Genomic DNA, 15,316 nt, shown 5'->3' on the forward strand with positions numbered 1-15,316 from the left:
CGATCAGGTCGTCGGGGCCAATTTGTCCTGCGTCTTGGTGTCGAAATCGGCCGCGTCATGCCGCTCGTGCAACTGGCTCGATGGCTCGCCGAACACGCGATTGACCATGCGGCCGCGTTGCACCGCGGGGCGCGCCGCGATCGTGTCGGCCCAACGTTGCAAATGGCGATAGCTGGCGACGTCCAAAAATTCCGCCGCGTCGTAAAGCCATCCTTTCGCAAGGCCGCCATACCAGGGGAAGACCGCAATATCCGCGATCGTATACTCGTCTCCACCGAGATAGGGGCTTTCGGCGAGGCGGCGATCGAGAACGTCGAGCTGGCGCTTGGCTTCCATCGAAAACCGATCGATCGCATATTCGATCTTGGTCGGCGCATAGGCGTAAAAATGGCCGAACCCGCCGCCGAGATAAGGCGCGCTGCCCATTTGCCAGAACAGCCAGGACAGGCATTCGGCACGCGCCGCCCCATCGGTCGGCAGGAAGACGCCAAACTTTTCTGCCAAATACAAAAGGATCGCACCAGATTCGAAAACGCGGACCGGCGTCGGGCCGCTCCGATCCGTGAGGGCGGGAATCTTGGAATTCGGATTGACGGCGACGAAGCCGCTCCCGAACTGATCGCCATCGCCGATCTTGATCAGCCAGGCGTCGTATTCCGCCCCTTGGTGGCCGAGGGCGAGCAGTTCTTCCAGCATGATCGTGACTTTGACGCCGTTCGGTGTCGCCAGCGAGTAGAGCTGGAGCGGATGTTTGCCGACAGGCAGGTCCTTGTCGTGCGTCGGCCCGGCGACCGGGCGGTTGATGTTGGCGAACCGGCCCCCGCTCTCCTTGTTGGGAGACCAGACTTTGGGCGGCACGTAAGCAGGCGTCTCAGTCATCGGAACAGCTCCGGTTCGAGGCTTCATGGCAACGATGTAGCACGCCGCATGCCGCAGATGGAGAGCAAGCGCGGGGCTTTGCTCACACCGGCAATGCCATCGTCTGCTTGACCTTGCGAAGCGATAGCGTCGATTGCAGGCGCGACACACCGGGCAATTGGGTCAAGATAGCGGTGTGGATGCGCTCGAAATCGGCAGGATCGGCATAAGCGATGCGGATCAAATAATCCGCGGCGCCCGCCAAGAGATAACATTCGAGGATTTCATGATGCAGCCGCACCGCCGCTTCAAACCGGTCGAGTGCCGTTCGTCCTTGTTGATCCAGCGTCACCATCACGAACGCGACTCCCGGCAAACCCATAGCCGTGTCGTCCAGCACCGCCGCATACCGTGCGATATAGCCCTCCTGCTCGAGCGCGCGCACGCGGCGAAGACAGGCAGAGGCCGAAAGAGCGACCCTCTCCGCCAGCTCGGCGTTGGTCAGCCGACCATCCGCCTGCAACAGTCGGAGAATGGCTTTGTCTCGATCATCGAGCGACATCGGGTTCAGCTTTCGCAGGATCTGTCGTGTTTCAGCCGAAAGGCGGCATATTGCGGCGTCGTTTTGCCGTAGGACTACCATAAATGGCGGATGTCTGCTTCAGCGCGGCCCTAATCTCATTTCGCGAGCCAGCAAGCGCTCGACTGGGAGATTGCCATGCACATCGGCGTGCCGAAGGAGATTAAGGACAACGAGGCCCGGGTCGGGATGATCCCGTCGGCGGTTGCCGAACTGGTACATCACGGCCATCGCGTCACCGTGCAGGCGGGCGCCGGGGTCGGGGCGGGCCTGACCGATGCCGACTACGCGGAAGCCGGAGCCGCGATCGAAGAGAGCGCCCCAGCGATTTTCGCCGCCGCCGACATGATCGTGAAGGTCAAGGAGCCGCTATCGGCCGAACGTCAAATGCTCCGGCCCGGCCAAATCCTTTTCACCTATCTGCATCTCGCGCCTGATGCGGCGCAGACGCGCGATCTGATCGCCTCTGGTGCAATTTGTATTGCCTACGAAACCGTGACGGCGGCCAATGGCAGTCTGCCGCTGCTGACGCCCATGTCGGAGGTGGCGGGGCGGCTGGCGCCGCAGGTCGGCGCCCATGCGCTCGAGCGAGCGCAAGGCGGACGCGGCATTCTGCTTGGCGGCGTTCCCGGCGTTCCGGCCGCCGATGTCGTGATCCTGGGCGGCGGCGTCTCCGGCAGCCATGCCGCGACCATCGCGATCGGCATGGGGGCGCATGTCACCGTGGTCGATCGCTCGGCCGATACGCTCAAGCGGCTGTCGGCGCAGTTCGGTGCATCGGTCACCACCGTCTTCTCGACACGCGCCGCCATCGCCGAACTCGTTAAACGGGCCGACTTGCTGATCGGGACGGTCTTGGTTCCCGGGGCGGCCGCGCCCAAACTCGTGACCGCCGATATGGTCAAGACGATGAAGCGCGGATCGGTGATCGTCGATGTGGCGATCGACCAGGGCGGCTGCGTCGAGACCTCGCGCGCCACCACTCACTCGGACCCCACCTATGTGGTCGACGGCGTCGTCCATTATTGCGTCGCCAACATGCCCGGCGCGGTCGCTCGGACATCGACCTTCGCGCTCGGAAACGTCACCCTGCCGTTCACCTTGGCGTTGGCCGACAAAGGTTGGAAGGCCGCGCTGCGGGCCGATCCGCATCTCCGGGCGGGATTGAATGTCTGTGACGGCAAGATCACCTGCGCGCCGGTCGCCGACGCTCAGGGATTGAGCGCCGTCGCGGCCGACACGATGCTGACGGACTGAACCAGGGCTGGCGATGGCCCGACGATCACGAGCGATCGTGATCGTCCTTGATCCCGTGTACAAATCGGCGAGTCGATGTCGACGTGGGACGGGAGTGCGCGTGCATGATGAGGATTGGAGCCGACGAGGTCGAGCGCTTGGCCGACTGGCCGCACCTCATCGAGGCGCTCTCGGCCATGTTCAAGGGGGATTGCGTGGCCCCGCCGCGTCATCACCACGGCTTCGACATCCCCGGCGAAGCGCCGGGCACCCTCTTGCTCATGCCGGCTTGGACGACGGGACACTACCTCGGCGTCAAGCTGGTCTCGGTGGTTCCCGGCAATGGCGCGCGGGGGCTGCCGGCCATCGCCGGATCCTACATCCTGTCCTCAGCCAAAACCGGCGAGCCACTCGCCATCATCGACGGCGTATCGCTGACGGCGCGCCGGACCGCCGCCGCCTCGGCGCTCGCGTCATCCGCCTTGTCGCGGCCGGACAGCCGGGCCTTGCTGGTCGTTGGCGCGGGCGCGATGTCGACCCGTCTTGCGGCCGCCCATGCCAGCGTGCGCCCGATCGACACGATCCAAATCTGGGCGCGGGACCAGAGCAAGGCCGAAGCAACGGCCGCATCGCTGCGATCGATCGGGTTTCGCGCCGACCCCTGTCGTGATCTCGAAGCCGCCGTCCGCACCGCCGACATCGTCAGTTGCGCGACGCTGGCGACGACCCCGCTCGTTTATGGCGCTTGGCTGAAGCCCGGCACGCATCTCGATCTTGTCGGCGCCTTTAATCCGCGCATGCGGGAAAGCGACGATGAGGCGGTGCGCCGCGCCTCGATTTTCGTCGATACGCGCGAGGGCGCCCTGACCGAAGCGGGCGATCTCGTGCAACCGCTCGCGAGCGGCGTGATCGGCGTGGAGGCCATCAAGGCCGATCTGCGGGAGCTTTGCCTCGGCCTCCATGCCGGACGGCGGAATGCAGACGAGATCACTTTGTTCAAATCGGTCGGCGCATCGCTCGAGGATCTCGCGGCCGCTGTCCTGGTCTATGAAGCGCGGATGGCCGAAACGAGCGCGCACCTTTGAGACAAGGTGGGGCTGAACGAGGCTTCGCCTTTTTGGCGCCCATTTCTTGCGATCAGCCTTTGCGCCGAACCGAGCCAATCTTATGATCCGGTTTGACGACGACCTCTCGCACCAACAAGGGACTGCCGGAATGAAGCGACTGAGCCTGGCTGTCCTGATCGGAGCGTCGCTGCTCGCGTCCGGCTCCGTCGCCTGGGCGGAGGACGCGCTGTCGCCCTCGGTTCTCGACCACCCCTTCGCGGTGCCGACCAACACGCCACATACCAAGACGGCCCGCAAAAAGGGGCAGAAAGCTCCGGTCACTAGCCAAACTTCGGCGCCGACGATGTCAGACGACAAAGCGGCGGCGCTGGCCCGCGGTCGCAAGAAATTCTTTGACCAGGGGCAAGACCAACCCGACAAGCCGGAGATGTATCCAGGCAGTGGTGCGCGGCCGACGCTGGGCGGCGGCAGCGGTGGCAGCGTCAGCCCCGGAATGTCCTTCGCGTTTTAAGGCTTGGTCTTACTTCGCGTCGTACATTTCGGCGCATTTCGGACTGACCAAGGGTTTCTTCTCCGACATGCAAGCTGTGACTTGGTCGACATTCGGGATGAAATCACCACACAGCTTTTGAACGTCGCCGAAACACGCGGCCTGTTGGCGATCCTGGAGAGTGGGATCCTTGGTCCGGGCTATGGCCGGAACCGCCGCCATGATCATCAACAAGGCCAGAGCGGAGCGGGTTGCGGTTATCATCGGTCGGCTCCATCGCGCGCAGATCGACCGACACGCCAGAACGGCTCCGGTCCTGCGGCTCTGGACCAAACGTCGCATCCATTCGGGCCCGGATCCAGTCCTGGCGCACAAATAGGCGTCGAGGGTGTGGACATCGTGGGCGCTTAGAACACGCAAACCAAGGTGAGGCCGCCGATCATCAACAAACATCCGGTGACGCGCCACAGGCTTGCGCTGTGTTGTTCGAAGCCGACCAAGCCGAAATGATCGAGCAGCACCGATGTGAGAATTGCGGCCGTCACGCTCAGACCGGTAAACATCGCCGAACCGAGTTTCTGCGCCAGAAACACCATGGCGATGACGTAAAGTCCGCCGAAGGCTCCGCCAATCCATCCCCACCACGGAACCTGAGCGAGCCGACCACTCTCCGGCCATATGAAGCCGACGACGGTCCCTGCGAGCAGGTAGACCACGCAATTCGCGGCCGTGACGGTGAACAGCGCAAAGACAGGCGCCTGCAGCACCTTGTTCAAGGTCGCGTTTGCGCCAGCCTGCACGGTGTTCAGCGCTCCGGTCAGGAGCACGATCACAGCAATGAGGACGGGCATGCGGTGCCCCTTGGATCAGTCGACCCGACGAAGATCCTGAAGCGCGACCTCGCCGGTCTGGCTGGAGAATGTCAGGGTTCGCCGTGAGCCATCCTGCTGCCCGACCCCGCTGATGCGGTGCTGACCCGTGTCATAGGTCTCGAGCGTCCCGTCGCGTTCGATCAACAGCCGCTGCTTCTCGCCAAAGAACGCGTAACGCGTGCCCTGTTGCGCCCCACTTGATGACGGCCGCCCAAGATCCGTCGGCCACCAAGGCTCACCGCCGTCCATCGGCTTCATCGGCTCCATGGGCTTCATCGGTTCCATGGGTCGCATCGGCTTCATCGGTTCCATATTGGCCTCCTCGGCATGCCCAATGCAGGGGCCACCCAGGCCAGAAACGTCGGACCCATCAAGCTGTTCCCGATCGAGGCGAGCGCGACGAAACGATCCTCTTCCGCCTTGACCCGGACGCCAGCCCGGACGACCTATTACGGAGAAAGCGGACTTTCCGCCGTTTCGCCCATTTCAACGTCGATCGAGGCCATCATGAGCGACGTGGTCAATATCCCTCGCACGGTCGTCAAACCGAAAACCGAGCGTCCGCGCCTTCACAAGGTGCTTCTCGTCAACGACGATTTCACGCCACGTGCTTTTGTGGTCACCGTGCTGAAGGTCGAGTTCCGGTTGGGCGAGGAACAGGCCGGTCATGTCATGTTGACCGCACACCGCAAGGGCGTCTGCGTGGTTTCGGTCTACCCGAAGGACGTCGCGGAAACGAAAGCCGCCCGCGCGACCGAGGCTGGGCGGCTGAAGGGCTTCCCGCTCCAGTTCACCACGGAGCCCGACGACTAGCGCCGAGGCCGACCACTTTCAGCGCACATCGATCGCGTAAGTCGCCTCGCGGCCCGTGCCGGATGCCGACAGGATCAGCACGCGCACATGATCCACGCCGAGGAAGCCCGACTGCGACTTATAGAACAGCTTTAAACCCGACAGGCGGCGGCGGTTGCAGACGTGGCGGACATTCGAGCGCGGAAAGGCCATGAAGTCGCGCCCCTTGTCGGTCGTGATGGTGCCGCGACTCGGACCGTCGACGAGGCGAACCGTGGGTGTTCCGACCGACGTGCAGTCGGGATTGACGCTAGCGAAGAAGTCGATCTGGCGGTTTACACCCGATGGCACAGCCTTCATCTCGTCCGCAAAGGCCGGGGCTGCAACCAGCATGCAAGCAAGCACTATCGCGGCAGGCGGAAAATTCGTGAGGCTCATACGATCATCTCTCGCAAAGACGCGTCCGACAGGAGCGACATTGCGAGGCTAGCCAATCGGGGTTGCGGCTTGGTTACCGCCCTGGCCAGCGGTCAGAGACATTAATGACCTTCACCCGCATCCTGGCGATGCCAGCCGCGGAATCAACATCCGAATGTCGATCACATTTGGACATATTCAGGATTGGTTCATCCACGGATCGTCATGGTATCGATGGCGATCCGGTTGACGTCTAAGCAGGACGTGGCGCGGCCAATGCAACCGTTAGTCGAGTTGGCGCATCAGTTCGAGAAAACGGTCCGGAACAGGCTGGTTTGCAACATCGTCGAAAACCGCACGGAGTTGTGACCCGATATAGGATTGTATGTCGACGGTCGGTACAGATGCGCCATCCCGATCGCCTCCCTCTGGAGGGACGTTGACGGGATTTTGTGCGGCTTCATCGGGCGGGGATGTCACTTTAGTCTTCACGGTCGGGTCTTGACCTCCGTCCGATTTACTCATCCCGCTCTCCTTGCGATCCGGAGCTGGCTTGCTCCGTCATCGACGATACCGTAGATACCAAATGCCTGCGCTCGTGACACTTTACCGTCTCACGAGGCCATCGCCGAGACACAACGCATCGGCGAAAATTAATGTTCCATAACGGAACTTTATTTTCCTTGGCCTGTTTTACAAAGCTATGCCAGGCGCCAAAATACTCAAGGATTACGGATGTCCATTTCGCAGGCGATTGCACCCCATCTTCCTCATCTTCGTCGGTTCGCGCGCGCTTTGACGGGGAGCCAACGGGGTGGCGATGCCTATGTGGTCGAGACGCTCGAAGCCATCGTCGCCGATCCGTCGAGCTTCGCCAAAAGCGCTGACATCCGCACAGATCTCTATAAGCTGTTTCTGACGCTCTGGGGTTCTGTCGCGATCAATGGACGGACCGACACGACAGCCGGCGCCGATCAGGGTGGTGTCACCCGGAGCCTCGAAGCCATCTCGCTTCGGCCGCGCGTCGCCCTGTTGCTAACGGCGCTTGAAGGGTTCGACATCAACGATCTATCGCGGACATTGGAATGTTCCGTCGATGAGGCAAAGGCCCTGATCGAGCGCGCCAATCATGAGATCGCGCAGCAGATTTCGACCGAAGTGCTGATCATCGAAGACGAGCCGCTTATTGCATTGGACCTCCAAAACTTGGTTGAGGACCTCGGTCATCGGGTTGTCGATGTTGCGCGCACTCATCGAGAGGCCTTGGCGGCGATCCATACGCACCGCCCCGGTCTCATCCTTGCCGATATTCAGCTGGCAGATGGTAGCTCCGGCCTCGAGGCCGTGAATGAAATTCTCGAGTCGCTGGAAGTGCCGGTCATCTTCATCACGGCCTACCCCGAGCGTTTTTTGACCGGTGCGCCGCCCGAACCGGCATTCCTCATCGCCAAGCCGTTCAGTGTCGAACAACTCCGGGCCGTTATCAGCCAGGTTCTGTTCTTCAACAAAACCGCTCATCGGCGTGGCGATACAGCCGCGGCGCAAGTATCGGCCTAAACCCGAGATCGACGAACTAAAAAAAGGGAGCGTCGCGGTTAGCGCGACGCTCCCTTTTTGTTGATGGGGCCTGCCGCGCCGCACGAGATTAAGATAAACGGCGGCCTCGTTTCGACCGGACTCCCGCAAGGAATCCGCCTAACAGCGCGAGCGAAACCAGTTGCACAGGCCGCATTTGGCTGGCGATTGCGATCCCGGCTCTCAGACCGGCTTGTTCGCGCCGGAAACCCGCATCGCCCAAGGCCGAAACCACGGCATCGAGGCCAGAACGCATCGCCTGATCTGGATCATGGCTCTTAAGCTGAGCCGTCGGGTCGTCTCGCACCTCGGCGGAGGCTGCCTCGACAGGCGGCTGTTGGCTGGCCGCCATCGCTCGCTGAGCCGCTTCGACGTCCTGCGTCGCAGCGATTGCTGGGGCCTTCTTGTCCTTGACGGTCGCGCTCGACGACATAGTCATCATCACCACGATCCCGGCGATGCCGAGCACGAGGAAAAGCGCCGCCATCGCCAGAAGAGCTTCGATCGGTCCCATCAGACTGGCAAGATAGTCATAGAGGGCAATCAGGCCGAAGATCACCGCCACGATCAGCATGACCCCCGCAAACAAGGCTAAGCCAGCCTTGATTGCGACGGTCTTCACCGTGCTCGTTGCGGTTCTCATGACATCGCTGACAACCTCCTGGCTGCGCGCCTTCACCGTGGCAGCGGCTTGATCGACGGCGCGCCGCCCCATTTCGGTGACGTTGACTTCGGCCTGCGCGATCAGCCGGGAGATCGGGTTCGTCATCGACGCGAACGGCTCATTGCGCCGATCAGCAAGCCACCCACAATAGCGATCATGATGGCGGTCATCGGGTTGCGTTCAATGCGACTCTCAATCTCGTGACCGGCGCCGCGCACACGCTCTCCAACGTCGCTGGCCTGGCTCGCAAAGCGATCGGCCACGTCACTGGCTTGGCTGGAAAAGCGATCGGCTGTCGACGAAAACCGGTCGCGAGCCCGATCCATCGCACTTTTGACGCTGCTGCGCGTCGTATCGGCCTGATCGCTTGCGAGGTCCGAGACCAGATTGGTCAGCTTACGAACATCGTCACGCAGCGCGGAAAAGTCCGAGCTCAAATCCCGTGCAACTTTCTCAAACCCACGATCAGCCATGATTGTCCCTCGACGATGGTAAAGGAGGGCGACACCCGGTCCGCGAAAGACCGTGCCGCCAATTACGCTACTGCAACGCTCGAGCCGCAGGTGGGTTCCTGCTCCAGCCATATCGCTCGATGCAGGGGCCCGCTCCTTTAAAGCAAAAACCCGCAACGGCCAGGGGCTGCCGTTGCGGGTTCTTGTGGCGGAGCAGAGAGATGGGAGGGGAGAGCACCACTCCGCTCACGCCTTCGTAAACGTGCTCGTCCCACCCTGGTTCCGTGCTCCCGGGCACCGAAATCCCGCCTGCGGACGCCTCAGCGCATGGCCCCTAGGTTGTGGACATCCTTTCGGGACTCTTTACCGATTCATGCGAATCCGCGACGGTCATCCCGCGTGCCGTTCACGATCAGTTAGGGTTATAACGATGCTCGACGCTGATTCGTCGTCACTATTTCGACTGGTCCGGCTGCTCGGCGTCCCAGCGTCCGCGCCCCTGGCTTTGTCATCCCCGCATGCAGAGGACCTCGCATGTCTCTTCTCCCGATCGAAGTGAACCGCGCCGAGCATCCCGTCGACGTCGTCGAGCGGATTGCCTCGTTCCATGACTGGGCCTTCGACCGCGATGACGAAGATGAGATCTCGATCTCGGTACAGGGCGGTTTTTCCGACTATCACGTGGCCTTTACCTGGCTATCGGATCTCGAAGCTTTGCATGTCGGATGCGCCTTCGACATTAAGGTGCCGGATCGTCGACGGACCGCTATTCTCGGTCTGATTGCGCTGATCAACGAGCATCTGTGGATCGGTCACTTCGATCTCTGGAACAACGAAAACGTCGTCATGTTTCGGCATTCGATTTTGATGTCGGGCGGCGCCGACCCGGATGGGCGTCAATGCGAGGCGATTCTCAAGATGGCGGTCGAGACCTGCGATCGTTATTATCAGGCGTTCCAGTTTGTGATCTGGGCCGGCAAGACCGCCCGCGAAGCGCTCGATAGCGCGATGTTCGAGACCCAAGGCGAAGCATGAGCGACCTGCCACGATCGATCCTGCTGGCCGGGGCTGGCAAGATGGGCGGCGCCTTGCTCCGTGGATGGCTCGATCTTGGCGTCGCAGCTGACCAGATCGCGGTCAGCGACCCGCAGGCCTCGGACGACCTCCACCATCTCGCGAAGGAGCGCGGCTTCTCGCTCAACCCGGACCTCGCGACCCTGACGCCCCCCGACATTCTGGTTCTGGCGGTCAAGCCGCAGATGTTCGGGACCGTCGCGCCCCTCGTGGCCCATTTCGATTATGCAGCAACCGTGCTGGTCTCGGTCATGGCCGGAAAGACGATCGCGGACATGGCCCGACAGATCCCGGCCAAAGCCATCGTGCGAACGATTCCCAACACGCCGGCCGCAGTCGGACATGGCATGACGGGCGCCTTCGCGAATGAGACGGTGACACCGGCTCAGAAGCGCAGCGTTCACGCGCTTCTGGCGGCAGTCGGACAGGTCGAATGGCTCGATCGCGAAGATCTCATCGATGCCGTGACGGCCGTGTCTGGCTCCGGACCCGCCTATGTGTTTCTGCTAACCGAATGCTTGGCCGAGGCGGCGGAGGCGCTCGGCCTCGATGCGGCGTTGTCGGCGCGTCTCGCGCGCGCCACCGTGGAGGGTGCTGGGGCCTTGATGGCGGCGGAACCCACCGTTTCGGCGGAACAACTGCGCCTTAACGTGACCTCGCCGGCCGGCACCACGGCGGCGGCTCTCGACGTTTTTGCCACCGACGATGCACTTCGGTCGCTGGTCACGCGTGCCGTCGCGGCAGCGCGCGACCGAGCCGTCGCTCTGGGTGGCTAAGTCGCGCCTGATTAAGCCTGCGTCGACGCAGAGGTTGGCCAATGTAGCACCGTCCTCTAGAATGGAAGGAGATCGACGGAGGTACTGATGGCTGAGAATAATGATGCCGGCGCGTTCAACCAGAGCGACAATCCCGCGCCATCTCCGATCGGCGTCCATGATGAGCCGCCGAAGGCCAAGCTGCCGTCGACAAAGGATCGCATCATCGAAGCCATGATGGAATTGGCGGCGGAGCGCGATTGGAGCGACTTCGGCATTACCGACATCGCCACCCGCGCCGGTGTCTCGCTTGCGGATTTTCGCGATGCCTTCCCGTCCAAAGGGGCTGCGCTGGCCGGCTTCTCCCGCAAGATCGACCGGATCGTGCTGGACGGGACGACCACGGATCTCGACGAGGAAACCGCCAAGGATCGGCTGTTCGACGTGCTAATGCGCCGTCTCGACGCCATGGCACCGTATCGGCTCGGCCTCGAAAGCGTGGCCGAGTGGGTCCGGAGTGACGGGCTTGCGGCCGCCGCGCTCAATCAGGTGGCGCTGAACTCCATGCGGTTCATGCTCGAAGCAGCCGGCATCGACAGCGAAGGCCGGACCGGGGCCGTGAAGCTCCAGGGACTGGTGGTCGCCTGGGCCCGCATCCTCAATATTTGGCTCAACGACGACGAAACCGGGATGGCCAAGACCATGGCGGCCCTCGATCGTGAGCTCCAGCGCGGCGAGATGCTGAGCGCACGGGTGGACGACCTCGATCGTCTTGCCTCTCCCTTGCGGCTGCTCGGGCGCGCCGTGATGGACACGCGTCGGCGCATGAAGGAGCGCAAGCGAGACACATCCTCCACGTCGCGTCGCGATGCGGAATTCGACGCGATCGACCCGGAGATCTAGGCGCGTGGGCGAACCCACCGCGCCAGGCGCTACAATCTCCTACGACGACTTTGTGACGGTGGATATCCGGGTCGGCACGGTCGTCAAGGCCGAGCCGTTTCCGCAGGCCCGCAAACCCGCCTTCAAGCTGCAGATCGATTTCGGTGAGCCGATCGGCGTCAAAAGGTCGTCGGCACAGATCACGGCGCATTATCGTCTTGAGGATCTGATCGGGCGGCAGGTTGCGGCCGTCGTCAATTTTCCGCCGCGTCAAATCGGCCCCTTCATGTCGGAGGTGCTGACCTTGGGGTTTCCGGATGCGACCAGCGAGGTGGTGCTGATCGGCCCATCGTTGCCGGTCCCAAACGGCGGTCGCCTGTTCTGACGACCGGCCGCCTCGCACATTCTACTCGGCCGCTGCTTCCAATTCGGCAACGGCGGCCGTGCCTTCCGCCGCTGGATGCTGCAGAACGTGTTTCAGACGCTCGGCATCCAACTCGCCTTCCCAGCGGCTGATCACAACCGTCGCGACGCCGTTGCCGATTAGATTGGTCAGGGCTCGGCATTCGCTCATGAATTTGTCGATCCCGACCAGAACTGCCAGCGATTGGATGGGAATGTCGGGCACGATCGCCAGCGTCGCCGCGAGCGTGATGAACCCCGCGCCCGTGACGCCCGACGCTCCCTTCGAGGTCAGCGCCGCCACCGCGATGATACCGAGTTCCTGCCCAAAGCTCAGCGGCGTGTTCGTGGCCTGCGCCAGAAACAGGATCGAGAGCGTCATGTAGATGTTGGTGCCGTCGAGATTGAAGCTATATCCGGTCGGGATCACCAGACCGACGACCGACTTCGATGCGCCGAGCCGCTGCATCTTCTGGATCATATGCGGCAGCACGGTCTCGGACGAACTGGTGCCGAGCACGATCAGCAATTCGTCTTTGATGTAGACGATGAAACGCAGGATCGAGAAGCCGCAGAGGTAGGCGATGCCTCCCAGGACGACCAGGATGAAGACCGCGCTGGTCAGGTAGAATGTGACGATCAGGAAACCGAGCCTGACCAGGGCGCCTGCCCCGAAGGCCCCGATCGTGAAGGCCATCGCGCCGAAAGCGCCGATCGGGGCGACCCGCACGATGATGCCGATGATCCGAAAAAACATCTGGCCAGCCGCGTCGATGGCCCCAGCGATCCGCTCCCCGGTCTCGCCCATATGGGAGATCGCGACACCGCTGAGGATCGCGACGAGGAGAACCTGGAGAAGATCACCACGCGCCAGGGCATCGAAGAAGCTGGTCGGGATGATGCCGAGCAGATGCGCCGTGATATTGTCCTGCTTGGCGGCCGTTACATAGGTCGAGATCGATTGTGCGTTGAGCTTGGCCGGGTCGATATCGAACCCACGTCCTGGCTGCAGCAGCTCGGCCACCGCGATCCCCAGCACCAGGGCGATCGTCGACACGACCTCGAAATAGACAAGGGCCTTGAGCCCGACGCGCCCGACGCGGCCAAGATCGCCCATCGTGGCGATGCCATGCACCACGGTGCAGAAGATGACTGGCGCGATCATCATGCGGATCAACGCCACGAAAGCATCGCCGAGCGGCTTCATGGCGGCGCCTGTTTGCGGGGCCAGCACGCCCAAAGCGATCCCGAGCGCGATGGCGATCAACACTTGAATGTAGAGGATCATATACCAGGGCTTAGCGATCCGTTCCGGACCGGTCCGCCTTGCGCTGACTGAAGCATCCATTCTCGTGTTCCCACCCACGCGTCGCGCCTATTGCTTTTGACTCATTCGATCATGATGGGAAGGGGTTCGCCAGCCTTTTCGCTTGTTTTCGCCTGCCCGCGGAGGGGGCGCTGCTGCATCAGCGCGAGCCAGAGCAAGGCGAGGATCAGGCTGATGTCGGCGGCCGCGAAGACGACCTGGAAGGTGCGCGAGAGTTGAGCGAGATCGGCTGCCCCTAACGGGCTGCTGTTCCCGATCCCGATCGCCTTGACGCCACCGCCCCCGATCACGATCGTCCCGAAGACAGCCACGATCAACGCGCCTCCGAGCGAGCGGAAAAAGTTCATGGTCGCGGTTGCGGTACCGAGTTGGTGATGCGCCACCGCGTTCTGAATCGCGATGGTGGCGAGCGGCAGGATCGTGCCGAGGCCCAGGCTGATCAGCAACAGCATCACTTCCAGCGCCGCCAGCGGCAGAGCCGGAGCCGCCAGCGCCAAGACCGCACATGTGACGACGCTGATCACCATGCCGATCAACGGCAGCCGCTTATAATGCGTGAAATACATCATCGACCGACCCGAGATAGTGGCGCCTGCGACCGTCCCGATCATCAGCGGAACGAGTGCGATGCCGGATTGACTGGCCGTGAGGCCCAGCACGCCCTCGAGATAGATCGGAACGTAGATCGTCAGTCCGATGAACGTGCCCATGGCGAAACACGCCGCCAGCGTCCCCGTGGCCACAACCTGATCGCCGAGCACGGCGAGCGGGATGAGCGGTTCGCGCGCCATCCGGAGACGAACCACGAAGCCGGCCCAGGCGACGATCGAAAGGCCCAACAGGGTGAGCACGCGCGGTGATCCCCACGGATAGCGGATGCCGCCCCAACTGAGCGCCAGCAAGAGACTGACGGTTGCGACAACGAGGATCGCGGCGCCGAGAAAGTCGATCGAGTGGCGCCTCTCATGCCGAGGTAGAAGCCGCAGCTTGCCGTTCGTCATCAGAAAAGCCGCTAGACCGATCGGCAGGTTGATCCAGAATATCAGTGACCAGTGAAAGTGTTCAGCGAAAAAACCGCCGAGCAGCGGCCCTGCCAGCGACGATAAAGCGAACACGCTGGCGATGAAGACTTGATATCGCGCTCTCTCGCGTGGTGACAGAATATCGCCCAAGATGGTCTGCGCCAGCGATATCAAACCGCCGCCGCCGAGACCCTGAACGCCGCGCGCGAGCGCGAGCGCCACCATGGTCGGCGCGAGCGCACAGGCGAGCGAGCCTATGATGAACAAGATGATGGCGATCAACAGCGCAATACGACGACCGTGGATATCGCTGAATTTGCCGTAGAGCGGCGTGACGGCCGTGGAGGCAAGCAGATAGGCCGTGACGATCCAGGGCAGATTTTCAGCGTCGCCCAATTCTCGTCCGATGGTGGGCATCGCTGTCGCTACGATCGTCTGGTCGAGTGCAGCCAGGAGCATGGCCATCATAAGCCCGATGATGATCGATCGGATCTCGTCGGGCTGTAGAGCGGGGCGTGGAGGAAACGCTGAATCGGTCATCGGTTGCCGTGCGGCCTTTGCTTGTGGAACCGGATTATCGAAGCTGGCATTCGTCTTTGTCGGTCGTCGGGCACGGGGGCTTCAGGCGATCCCGAACAGGTTCAGAATGGAACCATTCGGTCCAGTAGTCGTTCCGAATCAAGGCGTGTAAAAGGTGGCAATCTCGCCGGACATCAAGCCGGATTGAATGCTAGTCGAGCGCGATCGTCGGGAGTTCCGGATCGTGCCGCCCTGCGTGGTCAGATAGGCATCGTCATGTCCTTTGCGTCAGTTCAACACCTTAGCGTGAAGGGAAGCGTTCGAGACAAGGC

20 protein-coding genes are annotated in these 15,316 nt (G+C 62.3%); 9 read left to right on the forward strand and 11 right to left on the reverse strand.

Going from position 1 to position 15,316, the window contains the following annotated elements:
• Positions 1-3 precede the first annotated feature (3 nt).
• Positions 4-879 carry a glutathione-dependent disulfide-bond oxidoreductase gene (gene yghU, locus EY713_RS03120; protein ID WP_131113518.1) on the reverse strand — a complete coding sequence of 292 codons (876 nt, stop codon included), beginning with the start codon at positions 877-879 and terminating at the stop codon, positions 4-6.
• An 82-nt stretch (positions 880-961) separates the two neighbouring features.
• Positions 962-1,420: an Lrp/AsnC family transcriptional regulator gene (locus EY713_RS03125; RefSeq protein WP_131113519.1), complete on the reverse strand. Its 459-nt coding sequence runs from the start codon at positions 1,418-1,420 to the stop codon at positions 962-964.
• Positions 1,421-1,576: 156 nt separating this feature from the next.
• On the opposite strand from EY713_RS03125, the gene ald reads away from it, so the two are divergent.
• From ald to EY713_RS03140, 3 genes are all read left to right on the forward strand, one after another.
• Positions 1,577-2,695: an alanine dehydrogenase gene (ald, locus tag EY713_RS03130; protein ID WP_131113520.1), complete on the forward strand. Its 1,119-nt coding sequence runs from the start codon at positions 1,577-1,579 to the stop codon at positions 2,693-2,695.
• A gap of 104 nt (positions 2,696-2,799) precedes the next feature.
• Positions 2,800-3,759, forward strand: a complete 960-nt coding sequence (gene lhpI / locus EY713_RS03135; protein ID WP_131113521.1) for a bifunctional Delta(1)-pyrroline-2-carboxylate/Delta(1)-piperideine-2-carboxylate reductase — start codon at positions 2,800-2,802, stop codon at positions 3,757-3,759.
• Positions 3,760-3,889: 130 nt separating this feature from the next.
• Positions 3,890-4,252 carry a hypothetical protein gene (locus tag EY713_RS03140; RefSeq protein WP_131113522.1) on the forward strand — a complete coding sequence of 121 codons (363 nt, stop codon included), beginning with the start codon at positions 3,890-3,892 and terminating at the stop codon, positions 4,250-4,252.
• Positions 4,253-4,261: 9 nt separating this feature from the next.
• Here EY713_RS03140 and EY713_RS03145 read toward each other — a convergent pair whose 3' ends face one another.
• The 3 genes from EY713_RS03145 to EY713_RS03155 form a co-directional block, all read right to left on the reverse strand.
• Positions 4,262-4,495 carry a hypothetical protein gene (locus EY713_RS03145; protein ID WP_131113523.1) on the reverse strand — a complete coding sequence of 78 codons (234 nt, stop codon included), beginning with the start codon at positions 4,493-4,495 and terminating at the stop codon, positions 4,262-4,264.
• Positions 4,496-4,638: 143 nt separating this feature from the next.
• Positions 4,639-5,082 (reverse strand): DMT family transporter, encoded by a 444-nt coding sequence (locus EY713_RS03150; protein ID WP_131113524.1) that lies wholly within the window; start codon positions 5,080-5,082, stop codon positions 4,639-4,641.
• 15 nt (positions 5,083-5,097) lie between these two features.
• Positions 5,098-5,415, reverse strand: a complete 318-nt coding sequence (locus EY713_RS03155) for a hypothetical protein (RefSeq protein ID WP_131113525.1) — start codon at positions 5,413-5,415, stop codon at positions 5,098-5,100.
• Between the two features lie 195 nt (positions 5,416-5,610).
• Here EY713_RS03155 and clpS point away from each other — a divergent pair, with 195 nt between their 5' ends.
• Positions 5,611-5,916, forward strand: a complete 306-nt coding sequence (gene clpS, locus EY713_RS03160; RefSeq protein ID WP_131119205.1) for an ATP-dependent Clp protease adapter ClpS — start codon at positions 5,611-5,613, stop codon at positions 5,914-5,916.
• An 18-nt stretch (positions 5,917-5,934) separates the two neighbouring features.
• Here clpS and EY713_RS03165 read toward each other — a convergent pair whose 3' ends face one another.
• Together EY713_RS03165 and EY713_RS23520 are read right to left on the reverse strand one after the other, a co-directional pair.
• Positions 5,935-6,333, reverse strand: coding sequence for a hypothetical protein (locus EY713_RS03165; protein WP_131113526.1), 399 nt, complete (start codon positions 6,331-6,333; stop codon positions 5,935-5,937).
• A 264-nt stretch (positions 6,334-6,597) separates the two neighbouring features.
• Complete coding sequence (locus tag EY713_RS23520; protein WP_131113527.1) at positions 6,598-6,837, reverse strand: NepR family anti-sigma factor; 240 nt, start codon at positions 6,835-6,837, stop codon at positions 6,598-6,600.
• A gap of 210 nt (positions 6,838-7,047) precedes the next feature.
• On the opposite strand from EY713_RS23520, the gene EY713_RS03175 reads away from it, so the two are divergent.
• Positions 7,048-7,869: a response regulator gene (locus tag EY713_RS03175; RefSeq protein ID WP_131113528.1), complete on the forward strand. Its 822-nt coding sequence runs from the start codon at positions 7,048-7,050 to the stop codon at positions 7,867-7,869.
• Between the two features lie 88 nt (positions 7,870-7,957).
• Here EY713_RS03175 and EY713_RS03180 read toward each other — a convergent pair whose 3' ends face one another.
• Together EY713_RS03180 and EY713_RS03185 are read right to left on the reverse strand one after the other, a co-directional pair.
• The gene (locus EY713_RS03180; protein ID WP_131113529.1) at positions 7,958-8,656 is read right to left on the reverse strand and encodes a hypothetical protein; all 699 of its coding nucleotides are present in this window, start codon (positions 8,654-8,656) and stop codon (positions 7,958-7,960) included.
• Positions 8,653-9,024, reverse strand: a complete 372-nt coding sequence (locus EY713_RS03185) for an ElaB/YgaM/YqjD family protein (RefSeq protein WP_165491012.1) — start codon at positions 9,022-9,024, stop codon at positions 8,653-8,655. The genes EY713_RS03180 and EY713_RS03185 overlap by 4 nt, the downstream gene beginning before the upstream one ends.
• Before the next feature lie 513 nt (positions 9,025-9,537).
• On the opposite strand from EY713_RS03185, the gene EY713_RS03190 reads away from it, so the two are divergent.
• The 4 genes from EY713_RS03190 (at position 9,538) to EY713_RS03205 (ending at position 12,099) form a co-directional block, all read left to right on the forward strand.
• Entirely contained in the window at positions 9,538-10,038 is a 501-nt protein-coding gene (locus EY713_RS03190; RefSeq protein WP_131113531.1) for a type III secretion system chaperone family protein, read from the forward strand.
• Positions 10,035-10,853, forward strand: a complete 819-nt coding sequence (proC, locus tag EY713_RS03195; protein WP_131113532.1) for a pyrroline-5-carboxylate reductase — start codon at positions 10,035-10,037, stop codon at positions 10,851-10,853. Before EY713_RS03190 ends, proC begins: the two co-directional genes overlap by 4 nt.
• A gap of 87 nt (positions 10,854-10,940) precedes the next feature.
• A complete protein-coding gene (locus tag EY713_RS03200; protein WP_131113533.1) occupies positions 10,941-11,735 on the forward strand; it encodes a TetR/AcrR family transcriptional regulator in 795 nt (264 codons plus the stop codon).
• Positions 11,701-12,099, forward strand: coding sequence for a tRNA-binding protein (locus tag EY713_RS03205; protein WP_131113534.1), 399 nt, complete (start codon positions 11,701-11,703; stop codon positions 12,097-12,099). The genes EY713_RS03200 and EY713_RS03205 overlap by 35 nt, the downstream gene beginning before the upstream one ends.
• Positions 12,100-12,120: 21 nt before the next feature.
• Here EY713_RS03205 and EY713_RS03210 read toward each other — a convergent pair whose 3' ends face one another.
• Both EY713_RS03210 and EY713_RS03215 read right to left on the reverse strand, forming a co-directional pair.
• The gene (locus EY713_RS03210) at positions 12,121-13,464 is read right to left on the reverse strand and encodes a dicarboxylate/amino acid:cation symporter (RefSeq protein ID WP_131113535.1); all 1,344 of its coding nucleotides are present in this window, start codon (positions 13,462-13,464) and stop codon (positions 12,121-12,123) included.
• Positions 13,465-13,505: 41 nt separating this feature from the next.
• Complete coding sequence (locus EY713_RS03215; protein ID WP_131113536.1) at positions 13,506-15,005, reverse strand: MDR family MFS transporter; 1,500 nt, start codon at positions 15,003-15,005, stop codon at positions 13,506-13,508.
• Between the last annotated feature and the right edge of the window lie 311 nt (positions 15,006-15,316).

It is taken from the genome of Lichenihabitans psoromatis (assembly GCF_004323635.1).
GTDB classification, from domain to species: domain Bacteria; phylum Pseudomonadota; class Alphaproteobacteria; order Rhizobiales; family Beijerinckiaceae; genus Lichenihabitans; species Lichenihabitans psoromatis.

Bases quoted from the DNA above. Each gene is read 5' to 3' on its own strand.
- yghU (WP_131113518.1), bottom strand. From the start codon at position 879: ATGACTGAGACGCCTGCTTACGTGCCGCCCAAAGTCTGGTCTCCCAAC.
- EY713_RS03125 (WP_131113519.1), bottom strand. From the start codon at position 1,420: ATGTCGCTCGATGATCGAGACAAAGCCATTCTCCGACTGTTGCAGGCG.
- ald (WP_131113520.1), top strand. From the start codon at position 1,577: ATGCACATCGGCGTGCCGAAGGAGATTAAGGACAACGAGGCCCGGGTC.
- lhpI (WP_131113521.1), top strand. From the start codon at position 2,800: ATGATGAGGATTGGAGCCGACGAGGTCGAGCGCTTGGCCGACTGGCCG.
- EY713_RS03140 (WP_131113522.1), top strand. From the start codon at position 3,890: ATGAAGCGACTGAGCCTGGCTGTCCTGATCGGAGCGTCGCTGCTCGCG.
- EY713_RS03145 (WP_131113523.1), bottom strand. From the start codon at position 4,495: ATGATAACCGCAACCCGCTCCGCTCTGGCCTTGTTGATGATCATGGCG.
- EY713_RS03150 (WP_131113524.1), bottom strand. From the start codon at position 5,082: ATGCCCGTCCTCATTGCTGTGATCGTGCTCCTGACCGGAGCGCTGAAC.
- EY713_RS03155 (WP_131113525.1), bottom strand. From the start codon at position 5,415: ATGGAACCGATGAAGCCGATGCGACCCATGGAACCGATGAAGCCCATG.
- clpS (WP_131119205.1), top strand. From the start codon at position 5,611: ATGAGCGACGTGGTCAATATCCCTCGCACGGTCGTCAAACCGAAAACC.
- EY713_RS03165 (WP_131113526.1), bottom strand. From the start codon at position 6,333: ATGAGCCTCACGAATTTTCCGCCTGCCGCGATAGTGCTTGCTTGCATG.
- EY713_RS23520 (WP_131113527.1), bottom strand. From the start codon at position 6,837: ATGAGTAAATCGGACGGAGGTCAAGACCCGACCGTGAAGACTAAAGTG.
- EY713_RS03175 (WP_131113528.1), top strand. From the start codon at position 7,048: ATGTCCATTTCGCAGGCGATTGCACCCCATCTTCCTCATCTTCGTCGG.
- EY713_RS03180 (WP_131113529.1), bottom strand. From the start codon at position 8,656: ATGACGAACCCGATCTCCCGGCTGATCGCGCAGGCCGAAGTCAACGTC.
- EY713_RS03185 (WP_165491012.1), bottom strand. From the start codon at position 9,024: ATGGCTGATCGTGGGTTTGAGAAAGTTGCACGGGATTTGAGCTCGGAC.
- EY713_RS03190 (WP_131113531.1), top strand. From the start codon at position 9,538: ATGTCTCTTCTCCCGATCGAAGTGAACCGCGCCGAGCATCCCGTCGAC.
- proC (WP_131113532.1), top strand. From the start codon at position 10,035: ATGAGCGACCTGCCACGATCGATCCTGCTGGCCGGGGCTGGCAAGATG.
- EY713_RS03200 (WP_131113533.1), top strand. From the start codon at position 10,941: ATGGCTGAGAATAATGATGCCGGCGCGTTCAACCAGAGCGACAATCCC.
- EY713_RS03205 (WP_131113534.1), top strand. From the start codon at position 11,701: ATGCGGAATTCGACGCGATCGACCCGGAGATCTAGGCGCGTGGGCGAA.
- EY713_RS03210 (WP_131113535.1), bottom strand. From the start codon at position 13,464: ATGGATGCTTCAGTCAGCGCAAGGCGGACCGGTCCGGAACGGATCGCT.
- EY713_RS03215 (WP_131113536.1), bottom strand. From the start codon at position 15,005: ATGACCGATTCAGCGTTTCCTCCACGCCCCGCTCTACAGCCCGACGAG.